Source organism: Salipiger sp. H15 (assembly GCF_040409955.1).
In the GTDB taxonomy this organism is placed as follows: Bacteria; Pseudomonadota; Alphaproteobacteria; order Rhodobacterales; family Rhodobacteraceae; genus Salipiger.
Genome location: NZ_CP123386.1, coordinates 318,776 through 340,597 on the forward strand (window position 1 = coordinate 318,776; position 21,822 = coordinate 340,597).

General features: G+C 67.7%; 18 protein-coding genes. 9 read left to right on the plus strand and 9 right to left on the minus strand.

The window, feature by feature from the left end; all coding sequences use genetic code 11:
- Nucleotides 1–6 precede the first annotated feature (6 nt).
- Genes PVT71_RS24050 through flgB form a run of 7 tightly spaced genes read right to left on the minus strand, consistent with a single transcriptional unit; the run spans nt 7 to nt 5,124 of the window.
- Nucleotides 7–762, minus strand: coding sequence for a flagellar biosynthetic protein FliR (locus PVT71_RS24050; RefSeq protein WP_353475658.1), 756 nt, complete (start codon nt 760–762; stop codon nt 7–9).
- Entirely contained in the window at nt 763–2,862 is a 2,100-nt protein-coding gene (gene flhA, locus PVT71_RS24055) for a flagellar biosynthesis protein FlhA (RefSeq protein ID WP_353475659.1), read from the minus strand.
- Entirely contained in the window at nt 2,862–3,671 is an 810-nt protein-coding gene (locus PVT71_RS24060) for a lytic transglycosylase domain-containing protein (protein ID WP_353475660.1), read from the minus strand. Before PVT71_RS24060 ends, flhA begins: the two co-directional genes overlap by 1 nt.
- A complete protein-coding gene (locus PVT71_RS24065) occupies nt 3,671–3,940 on the minus strand; it encodes a flagellar biosynthetic protein FliQ (protein ID WP_353475661.1) in 270 nt (89 codons plus the stop codon). The genes PVT71_RS24060 and PVT71_RS24065 overlap by 1 nt, the downstream gene beginning before the upstream one ends.
- Before the next feature lie 19 nt (nt 3,941–3,959).
- The gene (locus PVT71_RS24070; protein WP_353475662.1) at nt 3,960–4,289 is read right to left on the minus strand and encodes a flagellar hook-basal body complex protein FliE; all 330 of its coding nucleotides are present in this window, start codon (nt 4,287–4,289) and stop codon (nt 3,960–3,962) included.
- Nucleotides 4,290–4,300: 11 nt separating this feature from the next.
- A complete protein-coding gene (flgC, locus tag PVT71_RS24075) occupies nt 4,301–4,711 on the minus strand; it encodes a flagellar basal body rod protein FlgC (protein WP_353475663.1) in 411 nt (136 codons plus the stop codon).
- Between the two features lie 11 nt (nt 4,712–4,722).
- Nucleotides 4,723–5,124: a flagellar basal body rod protein FlgB gene (gene flgB, locus PVT71_RS24080; RefSeq protein WP_353475664.1), complete on the minus strand. Its 402-nt coding sequence runs from the start codon at nt 5,122–5,124 to the stop codon at nt 4,723–4,725.
- Between the two features lie 67 nt (nt 5,125–5,191).
- On the opposite strand from flgB, the gene fliI reads away from it, so the two are divergent.
- The 8 genes from fliI to PVT71_RS24120 all read left to right on the plus strand — a co-directional run bounded on the left by fliI (nt 5,192) and on the right by PVT71_RS24120 (nt 14,970).
- The gene (fliI, locus tag PVT71_RS24085) at nt 5,192–6,532 is read left to right on the plus strand and encodes a flagellar protein export ATPase FliI (protein ID WP_353475665.1); all 1,341 of its coding nucleotides are present in this window, start codon (nt 5,192–5,194) and stop codon (nt 6,530–6,532) included.
- Between the two features lie 594 nt (nt 6,533–7,126).
- On the plus strand, nt 7,127–8,350 hold the full coding sequence (locus PVT71_RS24090; RefSeq protein WP_353475666.1) for a glycosyl transferase: 1,224 nt from the start codon (nt 7,127–7,129) through the stop codon (nt 8,348–8,350).
- A complete protein-coding gene (locus PVT71_RS24095; protein ID WP_353475667.1) occupies nt 8,350–9,393 on the plus strand; it encodes a glycosyltransferase family 2 protein in 1,044 nt (347 codons plus the stop codon). Before PVT71_RS24090 ends, PVT71_RS24095 begins: the two co-directional genes overlap by 1 nt.
- The gene (locus PVT71_RS24100) at nt 9,393–10,280 is read left to right on the plus strand and encodes a glycosyltransferase family A protein (RefSeq protein ID WP_353475668.1); all 888 of its coding nucleotides are present in this window, start codon (nt 9,393–9,395) and stop codon (nt 10,278–10,280) included. Before PVT71_RS24095 ends, PVT71_RS24100 begins: the two co-directional genes overlap by 1 nt.
- A gap of 70 nt (nt 10,281–10,350) precedes the next feature.
- Nucleotides 10,351–11,565, plus strand: a complete 1,215-nt coding sequence (locus tag PVT71_RS24105; RefSeq protein WP_353475669.1) for a polysaccharide biosynthesis/export family protein — start codon at nt 10,351–10,353, stop codon at nt 11,563–11,565.
- Nucleotides 11,562–13,076 (plus strand): lipopolysaccharide biosynthesis protein, encoded by a 1,515-nt coding sequence (locus PVT71_RS24110; protein ID WP_353475670.1) that lies wholly within the window; start codon nt 11,562–11,564, stop codon nt 13,074–13,076. The genes PVT71_RS24105 and PVT71_RS24110 overlap by 4 nt, the downstream gene beginning before the upstream one ends.
- A 9-nt stretch (nt 13,077–13,085) precedes the next feature.
- On the plus strand, nt 13,086–14,114 hold the full coding sequence (locus PVT71_RS24115; RefSeq protein ID WP_353475671.1) for a glycosyltransferase family 2 protein: 1,029 nt from the start codon (nt 13,086–13,088) through the stop codon (nt 14,112–14,114).
- 13 nt (nt 14,115–14,127) lie between these two features.
- On the plus strand, nt 14,128–14,970 hold the full coding sequence (locus PVT71_RS24120) for a hypothetical protein (RefSeq protein ID WP_353475672.1): 843 nt from the start codon (nt 14,128–14,130) through the stop codon (nt 14,968–14,970).
- Between the two features lie 29 nt (nt 14,971–14,999).
- On the opposite strand, the gene PVT71_RS24125 is transcribed toward PVT71_RS24120, so the two are convergent.
- Nucleotides 15,000–15,908, minus strand: coding sequence for a sulfotransferase (locus PVT71_RS24125; protein ID WP_353475974.1), 909 nt, complete (start codon nt 15,906–15,908; stop codon nt 15,000–15,002).
- A 607-nt stretch (nt 15,909–16,515) separates the two neighbouring features.
- On the opposite strand from PVT71_RS24125, the gene PVT71_RS24130 reads away from it, so the two are divergent.
- Nucleotides 16,516–20,562, plus strand: a complete 4,047-nt coding sequence (locus PVT71_RS24130; RefSeq protein ID WP_353475673.1) for a family 16 glycosylhydrolase — start codon at nt 16,516–16,518, stop codon at nt 20,560–20,562.
- Between the two features lie 40 nt (nt 20,563–20,602).
- Here PVT71_RS24130 and PVT71_RS24135 read toward each other — a convergent pair whose 3' ends face one another.
- The gene (locus PVT71_RS24135) at nt 20,603–21,817 is read right to left on the minus strand and encodes an O-antigen ligase family protein (RefSeq protein ID WP_353475674.1); all 1,215 of its coding nucleotides are present in this window, start codon (nt 21,815–21,817) and stop codon (nt 20,603–20,605) included.
- Between the last annotated feature and the right edge of the window lie 5 nt (nt 21,818–21,822).

Here is a 21,822-nt window from a genome sequence, read left to right on the forward strand (position 1 = left end):
CCGTCCTCAGAAGACCAGCAGGCCGAGCCACTCGGCGAACCGCTCGGCGAACTCGCGCAGCATCATCGGAACCGCCATCACGAGCACCAACAGCCCGGCGGCGATGAGCACCGAGCCCGCGACGAAGAAGACCGGCAGCGAGGGCATCATCCGCGCCGTCAGGCCCATGGCGAGGTTGAGCAGCAGCCCCATGACGAAGAAGGGCGCGGCGATCGACAGGCCCATGTAGAAGCTCGCGCTCACCGCCTTGACGATCTGCTGCGCAAGATCGCCGGTCAGGATGCGTCCCGGCGGGAAGACGTCGTAGCTCATCACCATCGCGCCGATGATCGCGTGGTGCAGGTCGGTGGCAAAGATCACCGCCACCGCCGCCATCATCAGCGCGGTCGAGACGAGGTTTGCGCCCTCGAACGAGCCGAGGCTGGGCGAGAAGGCGTTGGCGAGCCCGGCGATCGTGCCGATCTGGTAGCCGGCGAACTGCAGCCCGGTCATCAGGATCCGCGCGCTCACGCCGATCCAGACCCCCAGTGTCAGTTCGATGGCGAGGATCGCGATGAAGGCGGCGGTATCGTCGAAATCGACCGGCCCGAGCGGGGCCAGCGGGAAGAGCGCCAGCGACAGGACGAGGGCCATCGCCAGCCGGTAGCGCACCGGGAACAGCGTCTCGCCGAAGCCGGGCATGAACATGACGATGCCGCCGATCCGGGCAAAGACCAGCGCCACCCCGAGGAACTGGACGGTGATCAGCGCCGGGATGTTCATTTACTTGCCGATGGTCGCGACGGTGCGAAGCGCCGCCTTGCGGTGGATCTCGTTGTGCGACAGCACGGTGGTCATCGGGCTCACCCGTTCCAGCATCGAGCGCACGAAGCTGCGCACCTCGGGGCTGACCAGCAGCGCGGGCCATTCGTCGCGTTCTGCGAACTGCTGGATCTCGCGCCGGGCCTGCAGCACGAAGTCCTGCACCCGCTGCGGCGACATGACGAAGTTGCGCTCGTCGCCGCTGACCCGAAGCGACTCGAGGAACTCCTTCTCCCAGGCGCCGCCCATGGTGATCACCGAGATGAAGCCCGAGCCGTCGGCCAGCGACTTGCAGATCTGGTTGGCGAGGCGGCGGCGCACCTGCTCGGTGATCTGCGTGACGCTCGAGGTGCCGCGCTTGGCCTCGGCGATCGCCTCGATGATCAGCGGTAGGTTGCGCACCGAGACGCGCTCGGCCAGCAGCCCCTGAAGCACCTGCTGGATCAGCACCATGGGCGCGTTGCCGGGGATCTCCTTGGCGAGCTTCTGGTACTCGCGGTCGAGCTCCTCGATCAGATCCTGCGTCGCGCCGTAGGTCATAAGCTCGGGCAGGTGCTCCTTCACCACCTCGGTGAGGTGGGTGATGATCACGCTTTCCGGGTCCACCACGGTGAGGCCCATGCCCTCGGCGGTCTTGGCGGTCTGCGGGTCCACCCAGAGCGCGTCGAGGCCGAAGGTCGGATCCTTGCCCTTCTCGCCCTTGAGGCCGCAGTCGCCGGGGTTGACCACCATCATGCCGGTCGGTCGCACTTCGCCGCGGGCGACCTCGACCCCCTGCACCATCAGCGCGTAGCTCTGCGAGGGCAGCATCGGCTCGTCCTTGATCCGCACCGTCGGCAGCACGAAGCCGAATTCGCGCGCGAAGAGGCCGCGCAGGCTCTTGATCTTGCCCGCCAGCGCCGCGTCGGGGCTCGAGATCAGCGGCACCAGCGCCTGCCCGAGGTCGAGCCGCAGCGTGTCGAGCTTCAGCGTCTCCTTGATGCTGTCCTCGGCCGGGGCGGCCTCGGCCTTCTGGCGGACCATCTCCTCGCGCGCGGCGGTGCGGCTGGCCTCGTCGGCGCCGCGCTGCACGGTGATCCCGAGGAACACCATGAGCGCCGCGAGCGCGGTGAAGACCAGCGTCGGGAAGCCGGGCAGCAGGCCGATGCAGAAGAGCAGCACCGCCGCCATGAACAGCGCCTTGGGGAATTTCGACAGCTGCCCCAGCACCGCCTCATTGGCCGCGCCCTCGGTGCCGCCCTTGGTGACGATGAGGCCCGCGGCCAGCGAGACCACCAGCGCCGGGATCTGCGAGACGAGCCCGTCGCCGATGGTCAGCACCGTGTAGAAATTCGCCGCCTCGGAGACCGACAGCCCGTGCTGCGCAACGCCGATGAGCATCCCGCCGATGACGTTGATCAGCGTGATGATGATCCCCGCCACCGCGTCGCCGCGCACGAACTTCGACGCACCGTCCATCGCCCCGAAGAAGCCGCTCTCGTCCTCGAGCTCCTTGCGGCGGGACCGGGCCTGCTGCTCGTCGATCAGCCCGGCGCCGAGATCGGCGTCGATGGCCATCTGCTTGCCGGGCATCGAGTCCAGCGAGAAGCGGGCCGAGACCTCGGCGATCCGGGTCGAACCCTTGGTGATCACCACGAAGTTGATCACCACCAGAATGATGAAGACCACGATGCCGATGATGTAGTTGCCGCCCACGATGAAGCGCGAGAAGCCCTCGATCACCCCGCCAGCCGCGCCGGGGCCGGTGTGGCCCTCGGACAGGATCAGCCGGGTCGAGGCGACGTTGAGCGACAGGCGCAGCATGGTGACGACCAGTAGCAGCGTCGGGAAGGAGTTGAAGTCGAGCGGCCTCGGGATCCACAGCGCCACCATCAGGATCAGCACCGAGACCGAGAGCGACACCGCGAGACCAAGGTCGAGGATGATCGGCGGCAGCGGCACGAAGAGCATGCCGAGCATCAGCGTCACGCCGATGGCGAAACCCACGTCGCGGTTCGCCAGCCCCTTGCTCATCAGGTTGGGGCGCTTGCGCGAGGTGGTGAAGGGATCGGTCACGGCCATCAGAACATCTTTCGGAAGGCGGGCAGCACGGGTTGCATCACCTCGCGCCCATAGAGGCTGCGGGCGCCCTCGTCGGCGGCGCCGCTGCGCGTGGTCAGCCAGGAGGTCCAGAAATGCCCCTCGGGCAGCGGCTCGGCGACAGCCACGGCGACCGGCGCCTCCGCGGCGCCTCCGTCCCCGGCAGCCAGCATTCGGAAGATGTCAAGCCGGTCATTGGCGATGGTCACATTCTGCTTGAGCCGCGCGAGGTAGACCTGCTGGTATTCGGGGGTCGCCGAGTGGTAGCGCCCGGCCGCCTCGACCCAGTCGCCGGTCTGCTCGTAGAGCGAGACCAGCAGCCGCGCCGCGTAGTCGACGTTGCGCGCCGGGTCGAACCCGTGCTCGAGCGAGACGAAGGCGTCGGGATGCCACCGCAGGTTCACCTGCATGCAGCCGACGTCGATGGATGTGACCCCGTCGGCCTTGCGGGCGCGCACCCAGCTGGCGGCGGTCTCGGGGTTGTTGAAGTAGCGCCCGTCGCCGTCGGCATTCGCGGTCCAGGGCCAGATGGTCAGCTCGCCCTCGTGCATCATGCCCGATTCCTGCAGGCCGATGCCCAGAAGCAGGTTGCCGGGGATCTGGTGGCGCAGCTGCGCGCGCAGGATCTCGCGGATGCAGACACCCGAGGGTGTGCCGGTGCTGCGCAGCTCGGGCACCGGCTCGGCCTCGCGCGGCGTCGGGCGGTAGAAATCGCTCCAGTCGGCGCTTGCGTGCTGCCCCGGCGCGAGGAGCGCGGCGAGGGCAAGGAGGGTGACCCGCAGCCCGCGCATCAGAAGGCCCCGTTGATGATCAGGTCGAACACCGTGTCGGACAGGCGCTTCACCATCGCGTACATGAAGGGCAGGAGCGCCAGCAGGCCGAGCAGGATCGCCACGATCTTCGGCACGAAGGTCAGGGTCATCTCCTGGATCTGCGTCAGCGCCTGGAAGAAGGCCACGGTCAGACCGATGATCAGCGCGATCGCCATGATCGGGCCGGATGCGTAGAGCACGGTCAGGAAGGCTTCCGACAGGATCGTATGCGTATCGGCTTCGGTCACCCTGCCCCCCTCAGCCGGATCAGACCGGCATGCGCATGATTTCCTGGTAGGCCTCGACCAGCTTGTCGCGCACCGCAACGGCGGTGTTCACCGTGGTTTCGAGCTCGAGCGTGGCCAGCACCACCTGCTGCGTGTCGGCGTTGCCGCGCAGGCCGTTCTGCGCCACGGCCTCGGCCTCGCGGATGGTCTGCACCGTGTCGGCGCCGGCCTTGGCCACCATGTCCGAGAAGCTGGGGCGCTCGGTGCGGTCCGGGGCGATGGTCGGAACCTGTTCGGCGACCATGTCGCGCGACGCGCGATAGGCGCCGCTGGCGGTGTTCAGCGATAGGAGCGAGGAGGGTCCCGCCATTCTTCAAAGTCCTATTTCAGCAGGTCGAGGAGTTGCGAGCGCATGGTGCGCCCGGTCTCGAACATGTTCAGGTTGGCCTGGTAGCTGCGCGAGGCCTCGCGCATGTTGGCCAGCTCGAGGATGGTCTTCACGTTCGACACCTTCACGAAGCCGTCCTGGTTGGCGGCCGGGTGCGACGGGTCGTAGCGCAGTTCGAACTCGGCATCGTCGCGGGACACGTCCGAGACGCCCACCATCGAGGCGCCGGTCTCGCGGTCGATCAACTCCTCGAAGGAGATCACCTTGCGGCGGTAGGGATCGCCGCCCTCGGTGTTGCCGGTCGAGCTGGCGTTGGCGACGTTCTCCGAGACGACCTTCAGCCGCTCGCCCTGGGCACGCATGCCGCTGGCGGCGACGCTCAATACGGATTTCAGCGGATCCATCTTCGGTCCTCTCAGCGGATGCCGGTGACCGCGACGGTCAACAGGGTGTGGCCCTTTCGATACAGCTCGGCGGCCAGCCGGTAGCTGCCGGCGACTTCCGCCGCCTTGATGGTCTGCTGCTCGACCGACACGGTGTTGCCGTCGATGCTGGCTTCCCAGGCATTCTCGTCCCGCTCGATTCGCACCCCGTCGGGGGTGGTGTGGCCGCTCTGGATGTGCTGCGCGTTGGTGACCGAAAGGCCGTTCATGGCGCGCTGCCCCTCGAGGGCCTCGGCGAAGTCGTTCACCTCGCGGGCCTTGTAATCAGGCGTATCCGCGTTGGCGATGTTCTCTGAAATCACACCTTGCCGAGCCCCGAGCCACGTCATGCGGTCGGAGGCCAGCTGGAAAAAGGACATACCATCAAGTTTCATGAAGAGTTCCCTTTCGATCAAATCAAGGATAGCATGGATAAAACGGACACATCAATGGATAGTGACCATGCACACCGCGTTTTCGGAGCTTTCAAGCCTTACCAGGACCATTGAAAGGTCAAGCATAACCGGCGAGGTGAAATCCGCGCTGGGTCTGGTGCTGACGGTGTCGGGGCTCGAGCGCGCCGTGGGCATCGGCGCGCATTGCCTCGTGCAGGGCCGCGAGGGGCCGGTGCTCGCCGAGGTCGTGGGCATCGACGGACAGGGCACGCGGCTCCTGCCCTTCGGCAGCTGGGACGGGGTGCGCACCGGCGATCCGGTGCAGGTGTCGCACAGCGGCGCCGAGATCCGCCCCGACGACGCCTGGATCGGCCGCGTGGTGAACGCGCTCGGCCAGCCGCTCGACGGCAAGGGCCACCTTCCCGAGGGCGAGACACCACGCAAGATCCGCGCCGCGCCGCCACCCGCCTTCGAGCGCCGCCGGGTCGGCGAGCGGCTCAACACCAAGGTCAAGGTGATGGACGTCTTCACCCCGCTCTGCCGTGGCCAGCGCATGGGGGTCTTTGCGGGCTCGGGCGTCGGCAAGTCGACGATGATGGCCATGCTTGCCCGCGGCGCGCAGGCCGACGTGATCGTCGTGGGGCTCGTCGGCGAGCGCGGGCGCGAGGTGCAGGACTTCCTGCAGGAGGATCTCGGCGAGGCCGGCATGGCGCGTTCGGTGGTCGTGGTCTCGACCGGGGACGAGCCGCCGCTGATGCGCCGGCAGGCGGCCTGGACCGCCACCGCCGTGGCCGAGCATTTCCGCGACCAGGGCAAGCAGGTGCTGCTGCTGATCGACAGCGTGACCCGCTTCGCCATGGCGCAGCGCGAGATCGGCCTTGCCGGGGGCGAGCCGCCGACCTCCAAGGGCTACCCGCCCACCACCTTCGCCGAACTGCCGCGGATGATGGAACGCGCCGGGCCGGGCTCGGGTAGCGCCGGGGACATCACCGCGCTCTACACCGTGCTGGTGGATGGCGGCGACATGGAGGACCCGATCGCCGACGCGGTGCGCGGGATCATGGACGGGCACATCGTGCTCGATCGCAAGATCGCCGAGCAGGGCCGCTTCCCGGCGGTGAACCTGCTGCGCTCGATCTCGCGGATGCTGCCCGACTGCCACCACCCGGACGAATACGCGATCTACAAGGCCGCCCGGCGCGCCGCCGCGCGCTATGCCGACATGGAGGAGCTGATCCGCATCGGCGCCTACCGGCGCGGCAGCGATCCCGACGTCGACTCGGCCATCGAGCTCGCCGAGCCGCTGGACGAGCTGCTCAGCCAGCGCAAGGACGAGGCGATGGAAAGCTCGGAGACCTTCGCGCGGCTGCACGGCGCGCTGGGGGACGCGGGGATCATCGTCGCCTGACCCCGACCCCGGCCGACGCCGGGGCAAGACTGCCGATGGACGCACCACGGCCCGCCGCCGCGCTTCGCGGCGGCCGCCCCCGTCCCGACCGCAGCTCTGCCTGAACCGACCCGCCCAGCAGTCGCTCAACGCAGAGACGAGTCACCCTACCTTACCAGCCAGAATCCCTTCCGCGGCCGCGCAAGCGGGCCGCCGACCGGTCACGGAAACCCCGCGAACCCGTGATCAGGCCGGCGTTGCATTATAAAAATTCGAACTACCTATGCGCGAGTAGCGAAAAAATGTCGCAAAACTTCGCTATCCGAATGTTGTTTGAGCATCCCGCGACCCAACCCGGCCCACTCGGAGAGGAAGTGGCGCCCCGACTTGCAAGATTGGTTAACACTTTATGAATGACGCATCCGACGCGCGCTCCACACCCCTTCCCCCAAGCGGAGGCCTCCCGCCGAGCACCAACGCCCAGTCCGGTCCTTTCTCCGCCGGAACGGAGTCCGTCCAAGCATTGAACCCACGGACAGCCAGACATTTCTTGCGCTCCCGCCGCGTTGACGGGTGCCCAGTCTTCCGACAACCGCGAACAGGGTCCGCGTATTGATGAACGACCATTCTGCACCGCAACCTCCCGCCGGCAGTCAGAGCCTCTCTCCCGAAACCCCAGCCTCCAACATCGTCGTCTTCGGCTTCGACGTCGCCGAGATCTCGCAGATCCGGCGCATCCGCGCGCTCCGGTCGCTCGGCCATTCGGTGCAGAGCTTCACAATGCGCCGCGCCAACATGAACCTCGACTTCACGCCGGACTGGCCGAACACGCATCTGTACAACGCCGAGAACGAGAAGATCCTGAAGCGTGCCTTCGTGGTCGCGGGCTCGATAGTGAAGATGACCCGGCACCGGCAGGCGATCCAGGCCGCCGACATGATCATGGCGCGCAACCTCGACATGCTGGCCATCGCCTGGGCCGCCCGCAGGCTGGCGCGGGCGCAGGACGTGCCGCTGGTGTACGAATGCCTCGACATCCATGACGCGATGACCGGCGACGGCGCGAAATCCGCCGCCATGCGCCGGGCCGAGAAGTTCCTGCTCGCCGATTGCGCGGTGCTCGCCGTGTCCTCGCCGGGCTTCCTGCGCAACTACTTCGAGCCCGTCCAGGGCTTCACCGGGACCAGCGTGCTGCTCGAGAACAAGCTCGCGCTGGGGGCGGCGACGCCGCCGCGTCCGGGCCTTTCCGCGCGCCCCGCGGGAACGGCGCTCCGTCTTGGCTGGGTCGGCACGATCCGCTGCAGGCCGAGCTTCGACATCCTGCTCGAGACCGCCCGCCGCATGGGGGACGCGCTCGAGGTGAACATCCATGGCGTGGTGCACCGGCACGTTCTGCCGGACTTCGACGCGCGCATCGCCGAGGCGCCGAACGTGCGCTACCACGGCCCCTACGACTACCCGGCGGACCTGCCGGCGGTCTACGCCGGCTGCGATCTCGTCTGGTCGCAGGACCTCTGGCAGCGCGGGCGCAACTCGGACTGGCTGCTGCCGAACCGCATCTACGAGGCAAGCTGGGCCGGCTGCCCGTCGCTCGCCGTCGCCGGGACCGAGACCGGACGGCGCATCGAGGAGGACGGCCTTGGCTGGACCATCCCCGAGCCGAGCAGCGCCGCGCTGTCCGGGTTCCTGACCACGCTTCCCCGCGCCGCCATCGAGACGCGGCGGGCCGACATCCTGCAGATGCCGCAAGAGGCCTTCGTGCAGACCGATTCAGACATGCAGACCGTCATCGACCTGGCGCTGGCCGCCGGGCAGACGGCACGGAGGCGCGCCGCCTGATGACCCGACTGATCGAAATCCACAGCCCCTCCGGGGACGTTTCCCTGCGGCCTCGGCCGGCCCCCGAGACCGTGCTCCTGGTGATCCCCACGCTGAACGAGGAGGCGCATATCGAGCACACGCTCGACCAGCTGCTTCGCGGCCGCTACGGCGCCGAGCGGGTCGAGACCGTCGTCGCGGACGGCGGCAGCACCGACCGCACCCGCGCGCTGGTGACCGCCTATGCCGAACGCAATCCCAACGTGCGGCTGATCGACAACCCGCGCAGGCTGCAATCGGCCGCGGTGAACCTTGCCGTGAGCAGCTGCGCGCGCCCCGAACACCGCGTGCTGGTGCGCTGCGATGCCCATGCGATCTACCCGCCGGGCTACGTGCTGAGCGTCGCAAACAGCCTGATGGGGCGCGAGGCCGACGCGCTCGCCACGGTGATGGACGCCGTCGGCGAGACCTGCTTCGAGCGCGCGCTCGCGGCAATCGTCGACACGCCGCTCGGCTCGGGCGGGTCGGGTCACCGGGGCGGTACGCGGTCGGGCTACGTCGATCACGGCCATCACGCCGGGTTCCGCCTCGACATGTGGCGCAAGGTCGGAGGCTACAACGAGTCCTTCGCCGCCAACGAGGATGCCGAGCTCGACCACCGCATCTCGCTGGCCGGCGGGCGCATCTGGCTCGATGCCGGCATCCGCATGAAGTACAAGGTCCGGCCGAGCCCCGCCCGGCTGGCGCGCCAGTACTGGCTTTATGGCCGGGGCCGCGCCCAGACCGTGACGACGCACGGGCTCCGCCCGCGGCTGCGGCAGCGCATCCCGGTGATCGCGCTCGTCGTCAACATCCTCAGCCTGCTGGGCGGCGCCCTGCTGCACCCTGCCCTGTTCCTGCCGCTGGCGGTCTACCTGCTGACCCTCTGCGCGGCCTCGGCCTACCTCGTCCTCCGCATGCGCTCGGCCTGCGGCCTGTGGGGCGGGGTCGCCCTTTTCGCCATGCAGATGTTCTGGGGCGCGGGCTACCTGCGCCAGCGTCTTGCCGGACCCGGAGCCCGCTGATGAAGATCGACATCAACCTCTGCACCTTCCGCCGCCCCGAGGTCGTCGAGACCCTGCGCTCGATCGACCGGCTGCAGATCCCCGAGGGCGTGCAGCTGCGGGTGATCGTCATCGACAACGACCACGCGCCGAGCGCCCGCGCCCGGGTCGAGGCCATGGCCGACGGGATGAAGCTGCCGGTGACCTACACGCACGCCCCCGCCGGCAACATCGCGCTGGCGCGCAACGCCGGGCTCGACCTCAGCGAGGCCGACTGGGTCGCCTTCCTCGACGATGACGAGACCGTGGGGCCGGACTGGCTCGCGGCGATGATCGAGCGGCAGCGCGAGACCGGGGCCGACGCGGTGTTCGGCCACAGCCGCGCCGCCTATGACGAGACCGCGCCGGCGTGGATCGTCGCGCGCGACTACCATTCCAACATCGTCGAGGCGCGCGGCGGGGTGGTCGAGACCGGCTACACCTGCAATTCGCTGCTGCGCTGGGGCGATGCGCCCTGGACCGACCAGCGCTTCGACCTGTCGCGCGGGCGTTCCGGCGGCGAGGACACCGAGTTCTTCTTTCGGCTGCGCGCCATGGGGGCGAGCTACGCCATCGCCGACAAGGCCACGGCGCATGAGCGGGTGAGCCCGAACCGGCTCACCTTCCAGTGGCTGCGGCAGCGCAAGTTCCGCATGGGCCAGAGCTATTCCGTCTCGGCCCGGGGACCGGCGGCCTCGGCCCGGCTGTTCTGCACCGCCGCCGCCAAGGCGGCCTTCTGCCACGGGCGGGCACTGCTGAGCCTGCCCTCGGCGGAGGCGCGCAACTACTGGCTGCTGCGCGGGGCGCTGCACCTCGGCGTCTGCACCGGCGTGCTCTCGATGCCGTCGCGCGACCTCTACGGGACGTGACCCCTTGCCCGAGGCGCGACCACGACCTGCCGGAGCCGATCCGGCGCAACGGAAAGACACGAGAATGCACATGAAACTCTCTCTCCCGCCCCTCCTCGCCGCCGCCGCGATCGCGCTGGCCGCGGCCGCGCCGCTGCAGGCCGAGGAGTACCGGCTGGGCATCGGTGACACGATCAACGTCGAGATGGTGATGCTGGAGAACGGCAAGTTCGACGGCGCCGAGGTGCTGCGCCTCGAGGCCGAGGGCGAGCGCATCGGCCCCGACGGGCGGGCCACGGTCTCGTTCATCGGCGCGGTGCAGGCCGCCGACCGCACCGTAGACGAGCTGGCAAGCGACATCACCCGGCTGATGAGCGCCGAGATCCCGGTCAGCATCCAGCCCTTCGTCACGGTCTCGGTCTCGGCCTACCGGCCGATCTCGATCCTCGGCGCGGTGATGACCCCCGGCACCTACGACTACCAGCCCGGCATGTCGCTGCGCGACGCGCTGGCCCGCGCCGGCGGCACCGGGGCGACCTACCTGTCGGACATTCCCCCCGTCCGCATCATCGAGGCCATGGCCGACCGCAGCGAAGCCGAGGCCGAGCTCAAGCGGCTGATGCTGACCCGCCAGCGGCTGCAGGCCGAGATCGACCAATCGCAAGCCTACCAGCCCGAGCCCGAGGACGGCTTCAGCGCTTCCGACATCGCGCGCGAGACCGAGATCTTCCGCCTGCGCAAGCAGAACCACGAGACCGAGGCCGCCTACCTGCAGGCCGAGGTCGAGCGCAGCACCGCGAACCGCGACCTGCTGCAGCAGAACCTCGACGTGCTGGGCCGTCAGCTGGCGGATTCCGAACGCGAGGCGGCACGCCGTGCGGAACTCGGAGAGCGCGGGCTGGCCGTGGCCGACACGCTCTTCCAGATGAACAACCACGTGAACGACCTCGAGATCCGCCGCATCCAGAGCCACGAGGACATGCGCGACGCCGAGCAGGACATCGCCCGCGCCCGCAACGCGCTGGCGTCCAACGAGACCAACCGCAGCATCACCCTGCAGGACGAGCTCAAGAGCACCGAGGCGAAGATCGGCAACCTGCGGATCCGCATCGCGCAGGATGACCTGCTGACCAACGGCAGCGGCGGTCAGCCCGGCGCCGACCAGGGCAAGGAAGACCGTTACGGCTACAAGGTCATCTCGCAGCGCCTCGGCGGCGACGAACGCGACGCGACCCGCGACACGGTGCTGTCGCCGGGCGACGTGGTCGAGGTGACGGCGCTGCCCGCAAACCCGGTGAGCCAATGACACAGCCCTCCGCAACCCCGCCCGCCGACCTCGTGCCAGACGCCGACGATGCGGTCGCGCAGAGCAGCGGCAAGAAGCTCGGCAAGGCGCTCGGCTGGTCGACGCTGCATACGCTCATCCCGACGATCAGCTCGATGGCGATCTTCTTCGGCGGCGCCTTCTTCCTGTCGCCCGAGGATTTCGGCATCGTCGCGCTGTCGCTGGCGATCGTGATGATCGCCACCGCAGCCTCGCCCCGCGCCTTCGGCGACGCGCTGGTGCAGAAGCAGACGCTGGACGACACCGATTGCAGCAGCGTGCTCTGGCTCAACCTGCTTGCCTCGATCGTGCTCTATTCAGCCGTCTACCTGCTCGCCCCGGTGCTGGCGGATTGGTTCGGCAAGCCCGACCTCGCGATGTACCTGCGCGTGCTGGCGCTGCGCATCCCCTTCGAGCTGCTGGCGATCGTGCCGCAGTCCATGCTGATCCGCAGGCTCGAGTTCCGCTACGTGGCGATGCGCACGACCGCCGCGACGAGCGTGTCGCTGACCGTCTGCTTCGCGCTGCTGTTCCTCGGCTACGGCCCCTGGGCGCTGATCGCCAGCCAGGTCTCCAACAGCCTGATCCTCGCGGTCACCGGCTTCATCGCGACGCGCTGGCTGCCCAGCCCGACCTTCTCCTTCGAGCGCATCCGCAGCGTCGCGCATTACGGCATCTTCGCCTCGGGCGACCGCTTCCTGAGCATGGCGCGGCTCGACCAGGTGCTGCTTGGCGCGCTCGTCTCGGCGCAGGCGCTCGGGCTCTACTACTTCGCGCAGCGCACCTGGACGATGATCATCCAGGTGCTGTCCGGCGCGCTCTGGGGGCTGCTGCATTCCTACCTCAGCAGATTGCAGCAGGATCTGGGGCGCGTGCGCGAGGCCTATTCGCAGTTCACCCTGCTCGCCTCCTCGGTCGGCTTCGCGATCTTCGCCCTCAGCTTCGCGGTCAGCGAGGACCTGATCGCGCTGGTGCTGAAGCCGGAATGGCTTCCGGCCGCGGCCTACGTGAAGCTCTTCTGCGTGCTCGGGCTCTTCAGCGTGATGGAGTTCCTGCAGGGTGCGCTGATGCGCAGCCAGGGCTGGGCGCGGCAATGGTTCCTCTACCGGCTCGCGCAGGAGGTCGGCTCGGTGATCACCATCGCCCTGCTGCACCGCGTCTCGGTCGAGGCCATCCTGATCGCCATCATCCTCAAGTCCTACATCCTCTACCCGATCCAGCTGAAGATGAGCGCGCAGATCCTGCAGACGCGGGCCCGCACGATCTTCGGCTGGAGCCTCGCCCCGCTGATGGCCACGCTCGCCTCTGTCGCGGTGGCCTGGGGCGTGCACGAGGTGATGCTGGACGCGCCGATCCTGGCCCGGCTCGTCGCCGAAACCCTGGCCCTGCTGCTGACCTATGGCGCGCTGATGTTCGCCATGGAAGGCCAGCAGCTGAAGGCCCTCAAGACCCTGCTGCGCAAGAAGACCGCCACCGGCGGTGCGGACTCCTAGGAGCCTTACATGACTTTCGAAACCTCTCCCCTCGTGAACTTCAGGACGCCGACCTACCGGCGCGGCCCGGCGCTCGAGCGCTGCCTGCTCAGCATGATCGGCCAGACCCACGAGAACTGGGTCGCCGATGTCTACGACGACGATCCCGCCGGGTCCGCCGAGGCGGTGGTCGAGGCGATCGGCGATCCGCGCATCCACTACCACCACAACCAGCCGCAGCTTTTCGGCTCGCGCAACATCGACCAGTGCTTCTCGCGCCGGAACCCGCGCGACGCCGATTTCTTCGCCGTGGTCGAGGACGACAACTGGATCTTCCCCGGCTTCGCGCAGCGGGGCATCGAGCTTGCGAGGGCGCATGGCGTCGAGATCGTCTTCACCGACCAGGTGGTCGAGGACGACAGCGGCACCGAGGCCGCCACGCTCACCGACCGGCAGGTGCTGAAGCGGCGCTACAAGGAAGGCGTCTTCTCGGCGCAGGATCTGCACATCGCGCTGATGGTCTGGCACGGGCTCTCCAACGGCGGCATCTTCTGGTCGCGCAACATCTCGTCGGATCTCGAGATCAAGCACCCCTGCAACTCGACCATCCAGGAATACCTGCGTGCGCTCTGCATCCAGGAGCCGGTCTACGTCTCGACCGAGGCGCAGGGTGTATGGGCCAACTACGGCGCGCGCACGCTGCGCAACCTCGGCGACACCGCCTCGGAGCTCAAACGCGAGCTGCACCTGAAGAAGGCGATCCGCACGATCCGGCGCGCGGTCTGGGCCAATGCCCCGGCCTCTGCCCAGGCCCTGCTGATGAGCGACGAGAAATACCGCTTCGACCGGCACGCCAAGCTCGAGAACCTGTTCCGCTCGCATCTCGGCACCGCCTACCTGGGCGAGGCGCCGCTCAGCAAGTCGCTCGGCACCTTTGGCCGGAGCCTCATGGTGCTGGCCTTCGGCAGGACCGAGCCCGCCGTCGGCGCCATGCTCCGGGAAAAGGGCTTCTTCGACGGGGAGCCGCCGCGCGGCTCCCGCCACCGCACGCAACACTGACCACGGATTTGCCATGACCGGACTGCTCAGACTCTCCGAGAACCCGGATTTCACCCTCCAGAAGCGGGCCGGGCGGGCCCTGCGCCGATCGCTCTACACGTTTCACGGGCCGATGCAGCGCAATGTCATCTTCATGCACATCCCGAAATGCGGGGGCAATTCACTGATCTCGGCGATCCGCTCGGTCTGCCCGTTCTACAGCCGCACGAGCTGGGTGACCTTCGACGAGTCCTGCCTTGCCGCCGCCGCGATGGACGCGCAGGTCGAGGACATCCAGGCCTACCACGACGACAACGGCCGGGGTGACAAGACCTACGAGGTGCGCCGGGCCGTGCTCAACTACGCGGTGCAGCACGGGCATTCCTTCGTCGGCGGGCATTTCCTGTTCGATCCGAACATCGCGGCGCTGAAGCCCGACAGCTACAAGTGGATCACCATCGTGCGCGACCCGGTGCCCCGGCTGATCTCGCATTACGGCGAGGAGGTCCGCTCCGGGCTGATCCCCGGCGATTTCGACACCTACCTTGGAAGCGAGCTCGCCCGGCGGCACGGCACGGTGCTGGTCCGCTACTTCAGCGGTCGGCCGGACGCGGGCATGGTTCCCGGGCGCGAGGACGAGGATCTTGCCTGCGCCTGCGCCAATGCGCAGAAGTTCGCGGTGATCGGCTTCATCGACCGGATGGAGGCCTTCGAGGCCGATTTCGCCAGGAGCTTCGGCCGCAAGATCACCGTCGCCCATGCGCGCAAGGGGATGGTGAAGAAACCCGATCTCACCGAGGCGCAGATGGACCGCGTCCGCGACCTGAGCCGCCTCGACATCGCGCTCTTCGAGCGGCTCGAGCAGGAGAGGGGCTGAGCCCCCTCCCCCGTCGCCGCCGTGTCAGGTCAGGCCGCCCGCATCACCGAGCGGCGCGCGTCCTCGATATGGCCGCGCCACAGGTCCGCGTAGCGCGGCTTGATCGCCTCGAAGCCTTCGAGGTTCAGCTCGGACAATTCGAGGATGGGGCCCGCTAGGTCTTCGGACATCTGCAGCTTGGGCGAGGTGTTGACGATCCGGCCCATGGCCTGCCGCATCCCGTCGTCCCAGTGCTCGGCACCGTCGACGCCGAGAAACTCGCAGACGCCGTCGAAGAATTGCACCGGATCGTCGCGCAGGCCGTCGAAATAGCCGATCATCACACGGTCCTCGCCGAAGGCGGATTGCCAGCGCCGGACCATCTCGGCGTAGCGGCCGATGCGCTGCTTCTTCTCCTCGATCTCGCGCAGGAAACGCTCGGGCTCGAACACGCCGCTTTCCTTCTTGCGCAGCGCGACCATGCGGAAATAGGACCAGTTCAGCTGCACCGGGCTGCGCAGCATGATGATCACCTTCATCCAGGGATAGTCGGCCGCGAGCTTCCTGATCTCCGGCTCCTTCAGCCAGAAATAGTTGACCGTGACATCGCCCGAGACCGCGTCCGGGTGAAAGAGCCCGCGATACCAGGCATCATCCGTGCGCGGGTTGAAGTAGTAGCGTGCGAAGGACTGCGCCTCGTAGGAATTCGCCTGCAGTTTCGCGGCGCGCTTGCAGAACCGCGCGAAGAACGCCCTGTCCTGCTGCGCGGGCCAGCCACTGGAGAACAGCTTCCAGAACCGCGCGCCGTTGTAATTGAGCTCGTCCTGGATGAGGTATTTGATTTCCTTCACGGGCGGCATTGCAATATCGCAATGACAATCCAGAACGTTATGCAGGGTGCTTGTCCCGGCCTTTGGGAGACCAACGCAAATAAAGTCGGGCTTTCTTATTTCGGCCATCTTATCCAATGCCCCTTCGTGAGTATTCGGTTCTCGGGAAACAATAAACGGAGCCGAGCCGGCCCATGACTTGTGCCCGACAAGGGTGACACGCGCATGAAGGGGGGTCAAACAGTCCGCCCCGGATCACCGGCGCTCCGCCGCCCCATCGGCGATTTTCCCCGGCGCGCGATGCATTTTGAAGCAACGCCGCGTCAAGCCCCGCGCGGTCCAAGTCCCGGCGCGGGCAGGAAGATGCCGCACGGCGGACGCAGGCCGATCGGCTGCCCGCCGCGAGCCTCAAGCGAGCTGCGACGCAGCCCCGCAGCGATCCGCTTGCAACTCTGCAAATCAATCGGGACGCGGCGGCGCGGAAATTGGCACTCGGGATGTATATTCATCTCAGCGTCATACCTATTCCCATTTTTCGCCACATGACGTGGTTTCATGACAACACACGCAATTGTGCACTCTTGTGCCGCTACGGAACAAAGACCCTTGGGTCACTTTCCCAATATCCCTCCCGGGCATCGAATTCCTTCCGGAAATGCGCGGGCCGTTTGCCTGCCTCGCGGAAGCATCCTCATTTGTGATTTTGGAGTTGGACATGGGCGTGGATTTATCCGGTATGACACTCATTTTCGAAGACAATTTCGAAGATGGACTGAACAGGTACGAAAATGGGGCCGGTTTGTGGTCCACCGGCAGCGCGACGGGACGGCTGAACACCAACAGCGCGTTTTCGGTCAACCTCTCGGGCGACGAGGTGACGGCGGAGGGCGGGGAGCTCGGCCTCGATCCGTTCAGCACCGGGGACGGCACGCTGCGGATCACCTCCGGCACGCTGACCGACGCGCAGAAGGACCAGGTCGCCGCCCTGCTCGGACAGACCGGCGAGGCGAGCTACCTCGATACCGATCTGGTCGATTACTACACCGGCCGGATGAGCACCCACGAGACCTGGTCGCAGACCTACGGCTATTTCGAGATCACCGCCCGCATCCCGCAGGGCAAGGGGCACTGGCCCGCCTTCTGGCTGGTCTCGGAAAAGGTCAACGACTGGCCGCCCGAGATCACCATCATGGAGGCCTATGGCGAAAGCACCGACGGCGCGCAATGGTGGGACGACACCTTCGTCGGCGCGGTGCATTTTGACAGCACCGACAGCAGCGGCAACGACGCCGAGATCGCGATAGAGAACCCCTACGATCTCGACGAGGACGGCAACCCGTCCCTGCCGGTGGACCGCAGCGAGATCGTCGGCCGGGAATCCTGGTCCTTCGGCAAGGAGTTCGACGCGCTCGAGGAGTTCGGCGCGGACATCTACGACCAGTTCTGGACCTGGTCGGTCGAGTGGAACGCCGAGGACATCATCTTCTACTTCGGACCCGACCGCGACCACCTGGTCGAGATCTTCCGCAGCCCGACACCGGATGACATCACCACGCCGATGTCGGTCATCATCAACGACCAGATCGGCAGCTACACCGGCTGGTTCGCCGAGGAAGGCGCCTCGGGTTTCGACCTCACCGACTATTTCGAGGTCGACTCGGTGTCGGTCTGGGCGCAGACGCCCGAGACGGCGGCCACGGTCACCGCCGGCGAGATCTACGTCGACAGCGCCGGCGACTCGGTGATCCAGGGCAGCGCCGGCGATGACACCATCGTCACCGGCGACGGCTTCGACATCCTCACCCTCGGCGGCGGGGCCGATACGGTGCATGTCATGGTCAACGAGGGCCACAAGATCATCGAGGATTTCGGCCCCGAGGACCGGCTCCTGCTCGAGGGCTTCCGCTTTGCGGATGCCGCCGACATCGCGGCGAGCCTGACGCAGGTCGGCACGGATGTCTGGCTGAGCCAGGGGCAGTTCGGCGATGAGGGCCCGCAGACGATCATCCTGCGCAACACCACGGTGGACGCGATCACCGAAGGACAGATCGTCAGCCTCTGGCCGCAGACCCCCGACATCTGGACCTACCAGGTGCTCATGGAAAGCGGCCTCATCGCCGACGACGACCTCGACGGCGTCGTCACCGCGCCGGAGGCCGGCGGACGCATGACCGACGCGGGCTCGCGGGGCGCGACCTTCTACGGCAGCGAGATGGGCGACACCTACACCATCTACGGCGCGCTCGACGTGACGATCCACGAGAGTGCGAGCGGCGGTGTCGACACGATCTACACCCAGTTCAGCCGGACCATCGCCGAGAACGTCGAGAACATGGTCTCGATCGCCACCACCGACGGCCAGGTGCTGGCCGGCAACGCCGCGGCGAACCGGATCACCGGCAGCAGCTGGGCCGAGACCATCGACGGCGCGGGCGGGGATGACCTCATCGACCTCTCGGCGGGCGGCGCCGACACGGTGCTGATGCGGCTCGGCACCGGCCATGACACGGTGATCGACTTCGGCAGTGACGATACGCTGCTGCTCTATGGCTACGAGACGATGGGCTGGGAGGCGCTCTCGCAGCTCTTCAGCTCGGACGGGCGCGACCTCACGCTGACGCTCGACGCGCATACGCAGGTCACCTTCCGCGGCATCGACGCGCTGAAGAAGGGCCAGGTGGTCTTCGCCGACATCCCGCGGGTTTCCGGCACGGCCGGGGACGACGAGATCGAGCTTGGCAGCGGCGATGACGAGGTGCTCCTCGGCGATGGCGGCGCCGACACGCTGACCATCTACGGCGCCTCGGGGCTCAAGATCGTCGAGGACTTCTCGGATGACGACCGGCTGGTGCTCGAGGGCTGGTCCGCCGCCAACGTCGGCCAACTGCTCGATCATTCCGCGCAGGTCGGCGACGATCTCTGGGTCTACGACCTTGGCCGCGCTGCCAGCGGCACGCCCGACCTCGTGCTGCGCGGCGTCTCGGCCAGCGACCTCACCGAGGCGCAGCTGACCCTGCGCTGGTCGATCACGCCCGAGGAGATCGCCGCGCAGGACATGCTCACCGACACCGATGGCGACCGGCGCGTCGTGGCCCCGGCAGACGGCGGGCACCTCGGCGACGCGGGCAGCGGCAGCACCACGCTCGTCGGCGGCGCGGGAAGCGACGTCTTCACCGTCACCCGCGCGGACACGGTGATCGAGGATGGCTCGGACACCGACGTCGACACGGTGCGCAGCACCCACGGCTACACGCTGGGCGCCCATCTCGAGAACCTGACCTCCATCGCCACCGCCGACGGCGAAACCTTCATCGGCAACGACAGCGCGAACCGCCTGACCGGCTCTGCCTATTCCGAGACGCTGGACGGTGGCAGCGGCGACGACCTCATCGACCTCTCGGCCGGGGGCGCGGACACCGTGCGGATCACCGCCGGTGCGGGGCACGACACGGTGGTCAATTTCGGGGCGGATGACACGCTCGAGATCTCCGGCTTCGACATCGCCGACTGGGCCGAGCTCGTCTCGCGATTGCAGCTTGTCGGCGACGACCTCGTGCTCGGCCTCGATGCAGAAACCAGCGTCACCTTCCGCGACCTCGGCAGCCTTCGCGCGTCGCAGCTGAAGGTCGACTACAGCTCCGAGGATGCCGCCCACCCGACGCCCGGCAGCTCGGTTTCGGTACTCGACAAGCTCTACGGATCCGAGACCGGCGACGCGGCGCAGGGCAATTCCGCCGACAACACGATCTATGGCAACGGCGGGGACGACTTCATTGCTGGCGGGCTCGGCGATGACAAGCTCTACGGCAATGCCGGGAACGACACGCTGCTCGGACAGGGCGGCGACGACCTGCTGACCTCGGGCAGCGGGCACAACACGCTCGTCGGCGGCGCGGGCGCCGACCGCTTCGCCATCACCGGCGAAAGCGCGGCGGACAAGGTGATCTACGCCGGAGCGGCCTATGACAGCATCTCGACGATCGAGGATCTGTCCTTCGGCGAGGGCGACGTGCTGGTCCTGCGCAACGCGTTCGGCAGGGTGATCTCGGAGATGGGCCGCGGCTGGTTCGCGACCTTCGACACGCTGAAATCGCTCGTCGATCGCTACGCAATCGACGGTCAGCCCGCCGTCCTGCTGACCGCCGACGACGGCACCCGCCACGTGATCGATCTGTCGGGCTACGGGGATCTGGACGCGCTCTTCCCCGAGCTGCCGCCGCAGGATCCTTACGCGATCCCCGAGGACGCGCTGAAGGTCGAGGATCGCGCCTTCGGCACCAGCGGGGACGACGTCTACCTAGGCTCCGCCGCCGCCAACGTGATCTTCGGCGGCGCGGGCAACGACTTCATCGCCGGTGGCGACGGCGCGGACAGGCTCTTCGGCGACGCGGGCGACGACACGCTGCGCGGCGGTGCCGGGGATGACGTGCTCAAGGGCGGGGACGGGCGGAACGTGCTGATCGGCGACGACGGCGCGGACCGGTTCTGGTTCGAGGCCGCGACGAGCGAGACCCGGACCGAGCTGGCGGGGCAGATGTTCGACAGCGTCACGCTGCTGCCCGATCTCGACTTCGGCGAGGGCGACAACCTCTACTTCGCCAGCGGCTTCGGGCAGGCGCTCGCCGCCGCCGGCCTTTCGGGCACCAAGGTCTCGACCGCGCAGCAGCTGGACAAGCTCGGCACGCTGGGGACGGTGTCCGAGGACGGGACCACCTACGTGGTGCTGACCGGCGACGACGGCAGCCGCCACGCGGTCGAGCTCGCGCTCGACACGCTGCTCTGACGCCGGGGGTCCGGGCCGGATGGCCCGGGCCCGCCCACCCTCAGGCGAGCCGCCCCCGCAGGCCTTCGATCGCGTAGACCAGCGCCGAGACCGTCATGCTCGAGCGGAACTCGAACTGCACGAGGATCGGCACCTCGATCATGCTGTGCAGGATCGACATGGCGCAGAGCGCCGCGAGCAGCATGACCCCGCTCGACCGCGTCCGCACCGCAAGCACGAAGGACGCGAGGAACCCGCCGTAGAGCAGCAGGATCTGCATTGCCACGCCGACGACGCCGATTTCCACGGCGTTCGAGATGTAGAGGTTGTGGAAGTGGAAGCCGGTCCGCGCCTCGATGCCGAAATCGCGCCAGATGGTCTCTGCGGGCCCGTAGCCCTGAACCCAGAAGGCCTGGTAGCCGACGCCGAGCAGCGGCCGCTCCGAGATCAGCTTCAGCGCCTCGCTCCACAGCACGGTGCGCCCGGTCAGGGTGATGTCCTTCTGCAGCAGCGTGAGCACGTAGTAGATCACGTCCGAGAGGTTGAGCAGCACGAAGGTGACCACGATCGCGACGACGAGCACGAAGATCACGATCTGCACGACGCGGGTCAGCGGCGACACCGTCGAGAAGACATAGCCCATCCAGACCACCGACAGGACCATGGGCACCAGCACCCAGGTTCCCGCCGATTTCGCCAGGATCACCGCGAGGGCCGAGCTCAGCAGCGCGAGCAGGGCCAGCGCCTTGCGCCAGCGGGATTCCTCGGGGTCGATCAGCAGCAGCACAGCGGCGACGAGCAGCACGGCGGTCGCCCCGGCCAGCGCGTTCTTGCTGCCGTAGACCCCGATCAGCGCGCCCGTGTAGGGGTTGATGTTGCCCGAGGCGAGGCTCAGCAGCGTCGTTGCAAGGAAACTGCCGACGATCAGGAAGCGGATCTGCCGGACGCTGAGGTTGCGCGCCGCGAGGATCGCGAAGATCACCGTCACCAACAGCTGGATGCCGTGGCGCAGGCTGGCCGAGGGGTGCAGCGACCAGAGCGTGCTGGCCACGCAGTAAAGCGGCAGCACGAGGATGAACCAGTAGCGCAGCAGGAAGTTGGTCGAGGCCACCGGCCGCGACAGCAGCATCCCCATGCCGCAGGCCAGCAGGCCGACGGCAGCGAGCTGGCCCACCGCGTAGGTCAGCGCCACCGAGACGACGTAGCCCGAGGCGAAGAGCTGCGGTGCCGAGGGCATCGCGACCCGTCCCTCATCGGTCAGCGCAAGGTCCGTCACGTCCG

Bases quoted from the DNA above. Each gene is read 5' to 3' on its own strand.
- PVT71_RS24070 (WP_353475662.1), bottom strand. From the start codon at position 4,289: ATGGCGGGACCCTCCTCGCTCCTATCGCTGAACACCGCCAGCGGCGCC.
- PVT71_RS24130 (WP_353475673.1), top strand. From the start codon at position 16,516: ATGACACTCATTTTCGAAGACAATTTCGAAGATGGACTGAACAGGTAC.
- PVT71_RS24120 (WP_353475672.1), top strand. From the start codon at position 14,128: ATGACCGGACTGCTCAGACTCTCCGAGAACCCGGATTTCACCCTCCAG.
- PVT71_RS24090 (WP_353475666.1), top strand. From the start codon at position 7,127: ATGAACGACCATTCTGCACCGCAACCTCCCGCCGGCAGTCAGAGCCTC.
- PVT71_RS24115 (WP_353475671.1), top strand. From the start codon at position 13,086: ATGACTTTCGAAACCTCTCCCCTCGTGAACTTCAGGACGCCGACCTAC.
- flgC (WP_353475663.1), bottom strand. From the start codon at position 4,711: ATGGATCCGCTGAAATCCGTATTGAGCGTCGCCGCCAGCGGCATGCGT.
- PVT71_RS24050 (WP_353475658.1), bottom strand. From the start codon at position 762: ATGAACATCCCGGCGCTGATCACCGTCCAGTTCCTCGGGGTGGCGCTG.
- flgB (WP_353475664.1), bottom strand. From the start codon at position 5,124: ATGAAACTTGATGGTATGTCCTTTTTCCAGCTGGCCTCCGACCGCATG.
- PVT71_RS24100 (WP_353475668.1), top strand. From the start codon at position 9,393: ATGAAGATCGACATCAACCTCTGCACCTTCCGCCGCCCCGAGGTCGTC.
- PVT71_RS24110 (WP_353475670.1), top strand. From the start codon at position 11,562: ATGACACAGCCCTCCGCAACCCCGCCCGCCGACCTCGTGCCAGACGCC.
- fliI (WP_353475665.1), top strand. From the start codon at position 5,192: ATGCACACCGCGTTTTCGGAGCTTTCAAGCCTTACCAGGACCATTGAA.
- PVT71_RS24125 (WP_353475974.1), bottom strand. From the start codon at position 15,908: ATGGCCGAAATAAGAAAGCCCGACTTTATTTGCGTTGGTCTCCCAAAG.
- PVT71_RS24105 (WP_353475669.1), top strand. From the start codon at position 10,351: ATGAAACTCTCTCTCCCGCCCCTCCTCGCCGCCGCCGCGATCGCGCTG.
- flhA (WP_353475659.1), bottom strand. From the start codon at position 2,862: ATGGCCGTGACCGATCCCTTCACCACCTCGCGCAAGCGCCCCAACCTG.
- PVT71_RS24095 (WP_353475667.1), top strand. From the start codon at position 8,350: ATGACCCGACTGATCGAAATCCACAGCCCCTCCGGGGACGTTTCCCTG.
- PVT71_RS24060 (WP_353475660.1), bottom strand. From the start codon at position 3,671: ATGCGCGGGCTGCGGGTCACCCTCCTTGCCCTCGCCGCGCTCCTCGCG.